This window comes from Lactobacillus johnsonii, from assembly GCF_014058685.1.
In the GTDB taxonomy this organism is placed as follows: domain Bacteria; phylum Bacillota; class Bacilli; order Lactobacillales; family Lactobacillaceae; genus Lactobacillus.
The window spans coordinates 1,868,354-1,881,220 of sequence record NZ_CP059055.1 but is presented as its reverse complement, the minus strand read 5'-3'; the positions used below and the strand labels follow the sequence as shown (position 1 = coordinate 1,881,220).

The 12,867-nt window shown below is 34.7% G+C and carries 12 protein-coding genes and 1 pseudogene; 7 read left to right on the top strand and 6 right to left on the bottom strand.

What is annotated here, in order from left to right; genetic code table 11:
- Positions 1 to 5: 5 nt before the first annotated feature.
- From cydB to H0I41_RS09055, 4 genes are all read right to left on the bottom strand, one after another.
- Entirely contained in the window at positions 6 to 1,028 is a 1,023-nt protein-coding gene (gene cydB, locus H0I41_RS09070; RefSeq protein WP_004898180.1) for a cytochrome d ubiquinol oxidase subunit II, read from the bottom strand.
- Positions 1,028 to 2,419 (bottom strand): cytochrome ubiquinol oxidase subunit I, encoded by a 1,392-nt coding sequence (locus H0I41_RS09065; RefSeq protein ID WP_135014377.1) that lies wholly within the window; start codon positions 2,417 to 2,419, stop codon positions 1,028 to 1,030. Before H0I41_RS09065 ends, cydB begins: the two co-directional genes overlap by 1 nt.
- Positions 2,420 to 2,583: 164 nt before the next feature.
- Positions 2,584 to 4,923, bottom strand: a complete 2,340-nt coding sequence (locus tag H0I41_RS09060; protein WP_135014373.1) for an ABC transporter ATP-binding protein/permease — start codon at positions 4,921 to 4,923, stop codon at positions 2,584 to 2,586.
- Positions 4,924 to 4,935: 12 nt separating this feature from the next.
- Entirely contained in the window at positions 4,936 to 6,057 is a 1,122-nt protein-coding gene (locus tag H0I41_RS09055; RefSeq protein ID WP_011162587.1) for a YdcF family protein, read from the bottom strand.
- Positions 6,058 to 6,136: 79 nt separating this feature from the next.
- On the opposite strand from H0I41_RS09055, the gene H0I41_RS09050 reads away from it, so the two are divergent.
- Positions 6,137 to 6,784: a CPBP family intramembrane glutamic endopeptidase gene (locus H0I41_RS09050; protein WP_011162586.1), complete on the top strand. Its 648-nt coding sequence runs from the start codon at positions 6,137 to 6,139 to the stop codon at positions 6,782 to 6,784.
- 16 nt (positions 6,785 to 6,800) lie between these two features.
- Here the strand turns inward: H0I41_RS09050 and H0I41_RS09045 are convergent, their stop codons facing one another.
- Complete coding sequence (locus tag H0I41_RS09045) at positions 6,801 to 7,310, bottom strand: DUF1440 domain-containing protein (RefSeq protein WP_011162585.1); 510 nt, start codon at positions 7,308 to 7,310, stop codon at positions 6,801 to 6,803.
- A 50-nt stretch (positions 7,311 to 7,360) separates the two neighbouring features.
- Positions 7,361 to 8,815 (bottom strand): PTS galactitol transporter subunit IIC, encoded by a 1,455-nt coding sequence (locus tag H0I41_RS09040; protein ID WP_162222208.1) that lies wholly within the window; start codon positions 8,813 to 8,815, stop codon positions 7,361 to 7,363.
- 145 nt (positions 8,816 to 8,960) lie between these two features.
- Between H0I41_RS09040 and H0I41_RS09035 the strand changes: the two genes are divergently transcribed.
- The 6 genes and pseudogenes from H0I41_RS09035 to pcp all read left to right on the top strand — a co-directional run bounded on the left by H0I41_RS09035 (position 8,961) and on the right by pcp (position 12,859).
- The gene (locus H0I41_RS09035; protein WP_228099731.1) at positions 8,961 to 9,482 is read left to right on the top strand and encodes a hypothetical protein; all 522 of its coding nucleotides are present in this window, start codon (positions 8,961 to 8,963) and stop codon (positions 9,480 to 9,482) included.
- 64 nt (positions 9,483 to 9,546) lie between these two features.
- Entirely contained in the window at positions 9,547 to 9,969 is a 423-nt protein-coding gene (locus H0I41_RS09030; protein WP_004898164.1) for a hypothetical protein, read from the top strand.
- A 22-nt stretch (positions 9,970 to 9,991) separates the two neighbouring features.
- Entirely contained in the window at positions 9,992 to 10,480 is a 489-nt protein-coding gene (locus tag H0I41_RS09025) for a DUF805 domain-containing protein (RefSeq protein WP_011162582.1), read from the top strand.
- A 113-nt stretch (positions 10,481 to 10,593) separates the two neighbouring features.
- Positions 10,594 to 11,267 (top strand): annotated as a pseudogene (locus tag H0I41_RS09020) (DUF969 domain-containing protein).
- Position 11,268: 1 nt separating this feature from the next.
- Positions 11,269 to 12,192: a DUF979 domain-containing protein gene (locus H0I41_RS09015; protein WP_011162580.1), complete on the top strand. Its 924-nt coding sequence runs from the start codon at positions 11,269 to 11,271 to the stop codon at positions 12,190 to 12,192.
- A gap of 19 nt (positions 12,193 to 12,211) precedes the next feature.
- Complete coding sequence (gene pcp / locus H0I41_RS09010) at positions 12,212 to 12,859, top strand: pyroglutamyl-peptidase I (RefSeq protein WP_011162579.1); 648 nt, start codon at positions 12,212 to 12,214, stop codon at positions 12,857 to 12,859.
- Positions 12,860 to 12,867 lie beyond the last annotated feature (8 nt).

The window sequence follows — 12,867 nt, the reverse complement described above, 5'->3', positions numbered from 1 at the left end:
CTAGATTAGGCGTTTTGATTTACCTTAATCCGGTGTCTAAAGACTACATATGACCAGATGATATAAGCTAAAGCGATTGGCAAAAGGATTAGAGCAACAATTGTCATTACCTCAAGTGTTAGTTTAGAGTTGGCTGCATTTTTAATTAAAAGTGAGTGTGCTGGATCAGTAGCGATTAATACGCGAGGGAAGAGTCCATTGAATAAAAGCCCAACAACAGCTACTAAAGTTAATCCACTCGTTACAAAGGCTGCTGCTTGCTTATTTTTAATTAAGGCAATATCTGACCAAGCAGTTAGAACAACAATAAGTAAAGTGATAATTGTTGAAGAGATTGGTCTTAACTTAAAGAAATCAGTTTGGAAGAAAATCAATAAAGCAAAGACAATTTCTCCTAAATAAGCTACAAGATAGAGCTTCTCGTTTAAGTTAGCAGCACGCTTACTTAATTCTGGATCATCAATTCTTAATCTTAAGAAGTTAATTCCATGAATTAAGCAAAGGAGCACTCCTGCTACTCCTGCAACTACTGATAATGGGTTAACAATATTCCAAAAACTTAAACTCATATTTCCTTGAGCATCGATTGGAACACCTTGAATTAGGCTACCGAACATCATTGTAAGGAAAAATGGAGCTAATAAACTACCCCAAAATAGGGCACTAGTCCAAATTCTAAATCCATGTTCAGTTTCGGCATGAGCAGAAAATTCAAAGGATACTCCTCTGATAATTAGGGCAAATAAGGTAAAGAATAGTAAGATGTAATATCCACTAAATAGACTTGCATACCAATCAGAGAATGACGCAAACATGGCACCGCCAGCTGTGATAAGCCATACTTCATTTCCATCCCAGTGTGGTCCAATGGTTTCCATCATTACATGTTTTTCTTGATCATTTTTTGCTAAAAATTGTGTTGCCATTCCTACACCATAGTCAAAACCTTCAGTAAAGTAGAAGATCATGAACAGAAGGCCAATTAATAGGAACCAAAGCAACTGTAAAAAATCAATTCCATCGATCATTAGTATGCACCCCTTTCAAGTGCACCAGCTACACCCATATCAAGTTGACGTTTACAGTAATAGATCATTACTCCGCCAAGAGTTGAGAAGATTAGGAAGTACATAATATTTGTGAACCAGAGCTCACCAGTGGTTGTACTTGCAGAAATTGAATCTGCAATTGTAAATAGGCCATAGACAGTCCATGGAAAACGACCAAGTTCTGTAATGAACCAACCACAAGTATTAGCAATAAATGGAAGGAAGGTTGAAATACCTAAAATCCATAAGAACCAGCGCTTGTTTTCAATTGTATTCTTCTTTGGACGAGTCCAAATTAAGCCTAAAATTGCAAGCAAGGCAAATAATGCACCAAAACCGGCCATGATTCTAAAGCTATAGAATAAGGTCTTAACCGGAACATAATAGCTCATGTCTTTGCCAAACTTTTTATCATATTTTGCATGCAATTCTTTATTGATTTGATTCATTCCTTTAATGGAACCACTAGTACTGTGATAAGTAAGAATGGTTAGAACATCAGGAATAGAAATTGCACCTTCATTTTTATGTTCTTTAGTATTTAAATTAGCAACTATATCCCATGGAGCGTGATCGCCTGTTGTTTCATAAACACCTTCAGTTGCTGCAAACTTCATTGGTTGTTCGTGAATTTCAACTTGAGTTTGATAGTCACCAGCACCAATTTCAGCAATTGAGGCAAATAAGGCAACCCAAAGAGCAATACGCATGGACTTTTTGTGGAAGTTAACGTCCCGTTTTCTAAGTAAGCCAAAAGCAGCCATCCCAATTACTACAAATGAAGCTGTAACAATAGCACCGATTACTACGTGTGGGAAACTAGCCAAAAGCTGTTCATTGGCAATTAAAGCCCAAAAACTAGCCATTTGTGCCTTACCATTTTTAATGACATAGCCAACTGGATGTTGCATAAAGGCATTAGCAGTTAAAATCCAGATTGCACTTAGCATTGAACCGATAAAAGAAATCCAAACTAAGGCACAGTGCAATGCTGGCTTAAACTTGTTCCATGTAAACATCCATAAACCAATGAAGGTAGATTCCATAAAGAAAGCTAACAAAGCTTCAATGGCCAATGGAGCACCAAAAATATCACCCATAAAACGAGAGTAGTCGGACCAGTTCATTCCGAATTGAAATTCCTGAATAATTCCTGTAACTACCCCGACAGCAAAGCTCAATAGATAAATTTTTCCCCAGAATTGAGCCATCTTTTTATATACTTCGTCCTTTTTAACGACGTAGAGTGTTTCCATGATTGATACAATGAATCCCATCCCAATGGAGAAGGGAACAAAGAAGAAGTGGAAGACTGTAGTCATTGCGAATTGGAAGCGGGCAAGATCTAACATTGTTACACCCGATAACATTTTCATTCACCTATTTCTATTTCCACATATATAACATCTGTTACCTTAAGTATATACTTTATTGATGCCGTTTTCAATAAAATATAAGAATAAGTTCATAACTTTTTTCTTAGGTAAGTTTAGAGCAAAAAAATAAGGATTTCAATGTTGAAATCCTTATAGATTTATTCACTTCTTAAAGCAATTGCGGCGTCCTTTTTAGCAGCCATTCGAGCTGGTATATGACCACCAAGCATTGTTAAAACAGTACTAATAATTGCTAAAATTAAGGCTTGCATAGGGTCGAGTTGCGCAACGTTACTCATATTAGTAATTGCGTATAATACTGCATTGATTGGGAAAGTGCATAAGTAAGCAATTAAGATACCTAAAATACCAGAAAAGAGGCCGAGAATAAAGGTTTCAGCATCAAAGACACGGGTAATATCCCGTTTTCTAGCACCTAAAGCCTTTAGCACACCAATTTCCTTTGTACGCTCTAAAACAGAAGTATAAGTTAAAATACCAATCATAATCATGGAAGTAACTAAAGAAATAGCAGCAAAAGCAACTAAAACGTCAGTAATTCCGTCAAGCAGACCACCAGTTAACTTAGTAACAGTACCTGACATATCAGTGTAGATAACCTGATCTTTTTTAGCTTTACCTTTATTGTATTTGTCTAAGTAATCGAGAACTTTATCTTTAGACTTAAATGAATTTGGATAGATAAGAATACCGCTAGGGATGCTAGAACCACCAAGAGATGCAATAAATTGCTCTTTTTGAGTTTGGTTCATTGGCTGATTAGTCATTACATTGGTAGTACTATTCTTTTGTGCCTTAACAATATTCGAATTTTCATTTTGCTTAATAATTTCTTGAGTTAAGCCATCGCTGTAAGCAATTCCGTTATCTAGCAGGGCCATTTGACTATTATTTTTACCCCGAATAACGGCACTTAACTTTAAGGTTAAGTTGCTAGAATCATACATTGATTTAGAAGCTTTTTGTGGAACAAAATTTCCAGTAGGCAATTCTTGATAGTAATTGTTGTTACTAATCACCTTAAAAGTACGGCCGACAAGTTTGTTTAGATCAATTTTTTGACCATCTTTAATTGAAATACCTAAATTCTTAAGTGCGTTAATATTAGCTTGATTTTTATTATTTAAAACAAGAACTACTTCATTATTTGACTTAGGCCAGGAACCAGCAAGTAGTTGGTAATTATCCTTTAAAAAAGTTCCTTGCTTTGAATCAAGTGTTTTAGGAAAGACACTTGTGTTAATCCCTACACTATTCATTCCTTGAAGTTGAGCACTAGCAATAGCAGAACCAGAGTTGTTAACATTAGAAAATTCTACATGCTTAATTTTGCCATTATCATTAGTTAAAAGATTAAGCTGGGTTCCTCGAATAAAGGAGATGTTGTTAGCATATGAAGGATTAATTTTCTTAACATAATTGATATAAGACTGAGTAATCTTATTTTCATGCGTATTTTTCTCATTGTCTGGTTTTGCGGCAACGAGATATCCCTTATTTTTGACATTTTTGTCAGATTCAGTTCGGCTTGTAGCGGCGTTCATATCTGTTGCCGTTTGAGAAATAGAAATTGGAAATTTAGCTAGTGTTTTACTTTGCGTTTCATTAATTTGTTTTTGAAAACCATGTGACAAAGCTAAAACAATAGCAATACCAATAATTCCGATACTTGAAGCAAAGGCAGTTAAAAAAGTTCTACCTTTCTTAGTCATAATGTTAGTAAAACTAAGTTTTAGAGCATTCCAGTAAGACATTTTTGTCTTTTTGAGTTTAAAAGTATCCTTTACTTCTTTTTTAGGCTCAAAGGCATTTGAATCACTAAGAATTTTTCCATCCTGGAAATGGACAATTCTACTTGCATATTCTTCAGCCAGTTCAGGATTATGTGTAACCATGATGACTAATTTATCGTGGCTGAGTTCCTTGATTAGCTCCATAATACTTTCACTGGTTTTAGTATCTAAAGCTCCTGTTGGCTCGTCACATAGAAGAATATCAGGATCATTAGCTATTGCCCGGGCAATAGCTACTCGTTGCATTTGTCCTCCGGATAGTTGATTAGGACGCTTCTTTAAATGATCGCCTAGCCCAACACGCTTTAGCGCCGCAATTGCCTTCTCGTGGCGTTCATTACTGCTTACGCCTGAGAGCGTCATACCAAGCTCTACATTTTCAATAATAGAAAGGTGAGAAATAAGATTATAACTTTGAAAAATAAAGCCGACAGAATTATTGCGGTAAGCATCCCAGTCAGTTTGAGAGAAATTTTTCGTCGACTTACCATTGATGATAATGTCTCCAGAATCGTAATGATCTAATCCACCAATTACGTTTAAAAGAGTCGTCTTACCGGACCCACTAGGACCTAAGATAGCAACGAATTCACTGTTACGAAAATTAATCGTAACGTCATCTAATGCATGTGTGACGGTGTCACCTACGTGATAGGTCTTTTTTAAGTGTAAGAGTTGTAGCATATTTTTTCCTTTCTAAGCAATTATATATTTGCCCCAGCCTAATACTGCAAATATTGCTTGGATTATAAATAAAATTGCAATTAAACCAATGATAACAAAATGGCGTTTCTTATGCATAATAAAGACCCCAGCAAATTCACGAATTGTAGCATTAGGTAAAAAATAAAAACGTGTAGTTGCTCCGACACCATTGGCCTTTAAATGAGCCATTTTTGCATAAAGGCCTGCTCTAAAAAGATGATAGTTATTAGTAAAAAACTTAGCTTTAAAGTTTGGATTTCCCCAATCACTAGTAGCTACTTTTTTAGAGTAGAGCATATTTTGGTAGGTATTAGTTGATTTATCTTCTAATAAAATCAAGTTAGGATCGTAGCCATGTTTAACAGCGTAATCTTTCATTGCGGCTGCTTCAGAGAGATCCTCGTCTTTTCCTTGTCCACCTGACATAATTAGTTTGGGACGTTTATGTCCTTTATCATATTGTTTATTAGAAAAAGCAATAGCTCGGTCGATTCGTGCACCTAACAGGCGTGATACTTTCTTTCCATCAATTAATCCTGCGCCGAGAACAATTAGGTAATCTTGCTTGTAGCGACGAGGAGTAATTTGATACAGAACTAAATTGAGTAAAAAGTTATACATTACAAATAGAAGATAAAAGGCAATCAAAGTTGCTCCAGCAACTAGAGAATGAAGCCAGTCCGGTAGGCGGTGAAATACACCTAATCTATTTAAAGTCCATATTCCTACTAAAAATAAACCAATAATCAAAGTTAAAAGATTTGGCAGAGAATGGCTTTCATATTTCCAGACAAAATAGGCATTCCAGAGAAAGAAAATCCAAGAAAAGGTTACTAAGAAAAAGATTCCAAATAAGATAGCCAAAGCAAGGAAAGAAAATGAGGTGGTTAGTAAAGGATTGTGTTGAGAAATAATTAAAATAGCAGACCATACTAAAAAACTAATCCCAAATATTGTGAAAATAAGGCCATTGATTAAACGACGTGGTTCAATCAGCCAAGAAAGCAAAAATAAAATAAAAAATACGAACATAATCAAAGAGGTAATCGTTACTTGATTATGAACAATAAAGTTAAAAAATTGATGCAGAGATTGCATGAGTTGTGATTGCATGATTAAATGTCCTTATGTCTTTTTAATAAACAATTATAATGAAAAGAAATAAATAATTTCAATTAGAGGAAGTGTTCGGATGAAGACTTTTTTACGCTTTTTAGGAAATCTAGCAACAGTGATCATTGCTTTTGTATTTTATACAATTTTGCAATTAGGTTATGCACAAAAGAAAGTTAACCTATTGTTTGCGGTTATTTTGGCAGTTTTAACTGTTGCAGTAATTTATTGGATGTATTGGATTTATAAACGAGAACTTAAACAAGAAAATGATTGGTTTTTCAATGCGAAGCCTCACTGGGATACAAAAAGAATTATTATTGCTGTAGCGGCTTTCTTTACTTTAGTAATCTTCCAAATAGCCTTTGTGCGATTATTTGGTGGTAATACAATTTCAAAGAATCAAGAAGAACTAGATGCAATTAGAAAAGTTGCCTCGCCAATGTTCAATGTTTTATTAGTGATAGTGGCACCAATCTGTGAGGAATTTATCTTTAGAGCGCTATTTTTCAACACATTTTTCCCAGTAGAAAATGTATTTAATAAATGGGTTGGAATTGTAGTAAGTGGTTTTATTTTTGCTTATGGACATGATCCGATGTTTAGTAAATTTATTTATTTATATTGGGTAATGGGAATGATCCTAGCTTGGACGTACGTCACTACAAAAGATGTAAGATATTCGATTTTGACTCATATGTTAAACAATATCCTGTCAATTTTATAGCAAAATAAAAAGAGCATTAATGCTCTTTTTTTCTTTGTCCTAATTGCTGTAAAACAATTTCAGCAATTTCGTTATTAGTCCACATCCATGCTATATGTCCTAAAGCCTCAGAAATATGTTCTTCCATTGGTTGGTTCTTTGGAGAAGGGACAGTTTTCATTAATGGCATAATTACTAGGTGAAAAGCGATCCAAACTCCTAAGCCAAATGGAACGCCCTGATCTATTGTTAACCACTTAACTTTCTTTTCAAGAAGAGCCGCATAGGCAGTAGCAAAAGAAATTGAAAAACCAAAGTGAACAAGATAACTAACCCAAGGTAGTTTTTCTCCTGAATAAGTATAAGTTGCATGAGTTAAGTGGGCTGGAACACCCATTTGCTCTAGTAATTTTTGTGGAGGATTAGTCTTATTTCTTTCTGGTGTTCTTGGAGGGAGAATGTTTTCCCAGCCCAATTTAACTAATCCCGAGATAACACCAGCAGCAGTTCCAGCTACTAATACATTTTTCCAATTAAATTTTGACATTAAACTTCACGTCCTTTTAATTAGTTCTTTCATTTTTTATTGTAACAAATTCACTCTTTGGTAGAGGCTTTAAGGCTTGATGTTGCTTGCACGTTCTTAGCAGCCATTTTATTTAAGTAGGTCCAAATCTGTGGACGATATTTTCTTAATACAATGAGCAGTACTAAGTAAATAATAATGCACAAACTAATCCAAAAAGGATTTTTTGAGATGAAGGCGGCAAACACTGCTGCATTCAAGGGGTGAGCCATTAAGTTAAAGCTAGTGACTAAAACGATGCCTGCTGGAATAGCAGCTCCGTAGTGAGAAATCGTATTTGTGTAAATAGAACCTAACCAGCTTGAAGCATAAAGCCCTAAACTAAACCAAATAACTCCATTTGCAATGACTTTGAGAATATTACCGTTAGTAATAGCGACAATTGATTCAACCATGTAAGGGAGAGCAATTAAATCAACAACAGGTAAAGTTTTATTTCCCGGTAAAACAAAAGCAATGACTACCATGATTGGAATTAAAATAATTCCTGAAATAATTGTAGCTGGTTCTCCGTAACCGACACCATCATCAACTGCTAAAAACCAACGTTTACTATCTTGTATTAAGTCAATTCCTGATTTTGTATTTTTATTTTGTTTACGTTCTTGGTTAATTTGTTTAGCTAAAGGAATGAATGCTTTACTAAAGACTTTTGTAACTAAAGGAAAAATCGTCATGACAGCTGAAAGCTGAATAGAGAATTGAAAAATTTGTCCCCATGCTGCTACTGTGGCTAAATTTTTAATATTACCTAATATTCCAATTAAAAGCCCTAAGATGGCTCCTAAAGTCGTTGTTTCACCAAAAACACCAAATTTATTTTTAAATGCAGTTGGAGTCAAATTAGCTTTATTAAAACCAAGTAAATTCCAAAGTGGATCTAACAAAATGGCTGGAATAGTTTGAACAATATTTTGAAGTGCACAGACAGTGGTATTGTCAATCTTATAATACGTAGACCAACGATCTGCCTGAATTTCGGCCAGCAGTAATGTATAGAGAAGCATAAAAAAAGATAAGCCTAAAGAAATCCACCAATTATGTGTTACATAAAAAGCAAGAGTTCCCCAAATCATGAAACCAAAGTTGTTCCAAAGATTTGACGGCATAAAAACTTTTGTAATTCCAATAGCAAATAAAACAAATTCAGCCACTAGTCCGAATACAAAAAAAGTTAATCCAATTGGTGCGCTAAAACTCGCTAATGCTCCAGCTTGCCAACCGATATCAACGACTGGTAGCTTTATGCCGGTATTATTAACCATTTGACGGACTATTTTAGTAACTACTGGAGTAAATTCATTAATAATCCAAGAAAAACCAGTTAGACCTACACCAGCATAAAATGCACACATCATTGCTTTCTTTGGTTTTACCTTTAAAAACAAAGAAATGATAAAAATCATAATAGGGACAATGACACTTGCCCCAAAGGCATTAAAGAAATTATGGATGTTATTTAGCATTTGATTGCCTCTTTTCTCGTTCCATATTTTTAGTATAAAAAACAAGAAAAACAAAGTCTAATAATTAGGAAGATATTGCTTGGGAAATAAATAACAGAGTGTTTTAATAGACAATGAGAGGTAACTTATTTTGGAGGTATCGATGATGAAAAAATTAGTTTCAATTGGCTTAATTGGTTTGTTAAGTTGTACGATGTTAACCGCATGTAGTAATTCACAAAATAATAGTTCTAGTTCATCAACTGAGAAGACAACAACAGTTAAGAAGAGTAGTAAGCTTACAGCAACTAATATGAATACTAAAAAACAAACGGCAATTACAATTGCATATGCTGGTGAAAAATATCCAAATATTTGGAAGAAGACTTTTAAGCAAGCTCAAAATAATACTGTGACTGTACGCCTTCATAATCGGAAAGATTTTTCATATATGCAAAATGGCAGTGATGTTGCATATGAGATTGCCACAGTTAATGGAGACAAATATTTCTACTACACCAAGAATGACCCAACTATTTTCTTCTATCACAAAAATAAAGAAGTTGGTTCATCTGATATTAAAATGATGATTAAGTACCTCAACAATCATAACGACGGTAATAAAGTAAATAAGATCATTAAAAATGTCAAAGTAGTAGACGAAAGAAAGACAGCGAGTAAAAACTAAAAAGATTGCTGGAGATAAAGGCCTATATGCTGTCCCCGCAAAACTGCAGGGTGAGTGGTACAGTATGGATAATAATCGTCGTACACATAGTAAAGATGATAATCAATTAAGAGAAATTGAATTTGGTGCTCATACGCTCACAACGGAAGATCATCAATACGAGATTCATATCCCAGATAAAGAATATTTTGAAAAGCATCAACAATTTTCTAATGACTATCTGAACGATACTCATACTTGGGTTAAAGTCTTTAATAATACTGAAGCTTTAAAAGGGGTCAATTATATTACGTTAATTGGTTGGACAGCTAAAGATGAACACCAAACGTCTTATGGTTATACAATCTTGGACGGTCATCCGGTAGTTATTTTAGCTAGTGGCCAAGGGAAAATAACGGATCAAGTTTACTGGAAGACACCTGACCTAGCTAAAAAACATCAGGATCAAAATTTTGATAAACTAATTACAAAAGCAGAAAATAATTAGAAATTAGTATGAGGTAAATTTTATGTCTGATAAACCTTATTATGAACAAGAATATCATGCACCAGAAAGTGATATTCCAGATCCATCAGTTGGGGAAATTTTTAAAGGATTATTTCTCTATCCGTTCACTTGGGCAGCGCGTAGTACTCGAAAAGCTTTTTGGGTTGCATTTGTTATTCAGTTCTTATTAACAATTGTAATTGGAATAGCTTCAATACTAGCATTATGTACTAGTGGAATTTTCTCTGTTACTCCAAATAATGTGACGTGGGCTGTATCACATATTACATTTTTAACTTGGCTAATTGAATTAATTTTATTCATCTTACTAGTTTGGATAAAATTAGGTCTTTTGGGTTATGCAGTAAGAAGACTACATGATGCGAACTATAGTGGTTGGTGGCTATGGTTAATTATTATTCCATTTGGCTGGATTATTGTAGTTATTTTCTTATTGCTACCTACTGTTGAAGAACCAGTAAGATGGGGCAGCTACTTATTTGTTGATTAACTAATTTGAATAGAAATTGAAATACGAATGGTTTTTCCCTTTCGTATTTTTTATTGCATTTTGTATAATATTTTTATAGTATTTTTTTATTTTTTATTTAAGGAATAGGTAGTATGGAATATTTAAAGCTGTTAGGAATATTAATAATTGTAGTCGGCTTTGTTTTGAAGTGGGACACGACTGCAGTTGTAGTTATTGCAGCAATTGTAACAGGACTTTTCTCTGGGATGGATTTTGTTAAATTGTTGGAAGTAATTGGAAAGAGTTTTGTGGAAAATCGAATGGTAAGTTTGTTTTTCCTAACCTTGCCAATGATTGGGCTAGTAGAATCACATGGATTAAGAGACTATACGGTTAATGCAATAAAAAACTGAAAAAATTAACTGCGGGAAAGATTTTAAATATCTATCTTTTAATTCGTGAACTTGCTGGTGTATTTGGGATTTCTTTGCAGGGACAGGTTCAATTTGTTCGTCCATTAATTGCACCGATGGTAATTGCTGCTGCAGAAGATCAAGATAAAAAGAAACTAAGCGAATCAGAGATTGATCTAATAAAGGGACGCAGTGCAGCAATTGACAACTTTGGTAACTTTTTTGCCCAAAACTTGTTTGTAGCATCTGGTGGTGTACTTTTGATTTCTTCAACAATGAAATCACTTGGTTATAAGGTTGATCCAGTAGGAATTGTTGTTAACACGATTCCTATTGCGATTATTACTTTCGTTTTAGTTTTTGCTTATAACCTATACTTTGACCGTCAAATGGCTAAATGGGAAGGAAAATAATATGCAAAATACGATTAACTTTTTACTTGCCATTCTTTATGCATTAATTGGTTTATGTATGGCAATTGCTGGAATTGAAACATTGCGTGACAAAACTAATAAAGCAAGAATTGGAACAGCAATTTTCTGGTTCTTTTTAGCAATTATTTTTGCTTTTGGAGATTTGATTCCTGCCGTAGTGTCCGGTGCAATGGTTTTAGTAATCGGAATTTTAGCTTTGTTTAAGCAAATCCAGGTTGGTAAATTGCCAACTGTAAATCCTAAAACTGCTCAAGAAGATGCTAAACGTTTAGGAGCAAAGGTATTTTTACCAAGCATTGTTTTGGCATTAACATCTATTATAATTGCACAATTTACTCCACTTGGTGGTCAGGTGGGAATTGGTATTGGTGCAGTTGTTTCACTAGTCTTAGCCATTATCTTGACTAAAGCGCCAGCAAAGCAAGTTTTCAAGGATTCCCAGAGAATGGTTAGAAGCGTAGGAGCACCTGGCGTTTTACCACAACTATTAGCCATGCTTGGGGTTGTTTTTACGACTTGTGGTGTTGGTAAGTTAACAGCCGACATGATTAGTCATGTTTTCCCAGCTGGAAATCACTTCTTAGGCGTAGCGCTATACTGTATTGCGATGGCCTTATTTACTTATATTATGGGTAATGCTTTTGCTGCTTTTGCGGTAATTACTGCAGCAATTGGAATTCCTTTTGTAATTGCACAAGGTGCTAATCCTGTAGTTGTAGCAGCAATCGGAATGACCTCAGGTTATTGTGGAACTTTAGTAACTCCAATGGCTGCTAACTTTAATACTTTACCCGTAGCGCTTTTAGAGATGAAAGATCAGATGGGTGTTATTAAGCAACAAGCTCCGATTGCCGTTATCTTGTTAATTGTTCAAATTGGCTTAATGTACTTTTTAGCATTTTAATTATTGAAAGGATAAAATTATGAAAATTTTAGTAACAGGCTTTGATCCATTTGGTGGAGATAAAATTAATCCTGCAATTGAAGCGGTAAAGAGATTACCAGCTGAAATTAATGGAGCTGAAATTATTAAATTGGAAATTCCGACTGTCTTTAATAAGTCAGCTGAAGTTGTTAAAAAGGCAATTGAAAAAGAAAAGCCAGACTATGTTTTAAATGTTGGGCAAGCTGGTGGTCGTTTTGGATTAACTCCTGAACGTGTTGCAATTAATATTAATGATGGCCGTATTCCTGATAATGAAGGCTATCAGCCACTAGGTGAACCAATTCATGAAGATGGAGAAACTGCCTACTTTACACAATTGCCAATTAAGGCAGAAGCAAAAGCAATTAGGGATGCAGGTTTGCCAGCTAGTGTTTCAAATACAGCTGGTACTTATGTATGTAATCACATTATGTATCAAGTTCAATATATGAGAGACAAGGAATTTCCAAATATTAAGGCTGGCTTTATCCATATTCCTTTCTTGCCAGAACAAGTTGTAAATCGTCCTAATACTCCATCGATGGCTCTTGGTGATATTGTTAAGGGATTAACAGCTGCACTTAGTGCAATTGTTGAACGTGATGGTAAGGGCGATATTAAGGCCGTTGAGGGAGCAAATCACTAAAGTATAGG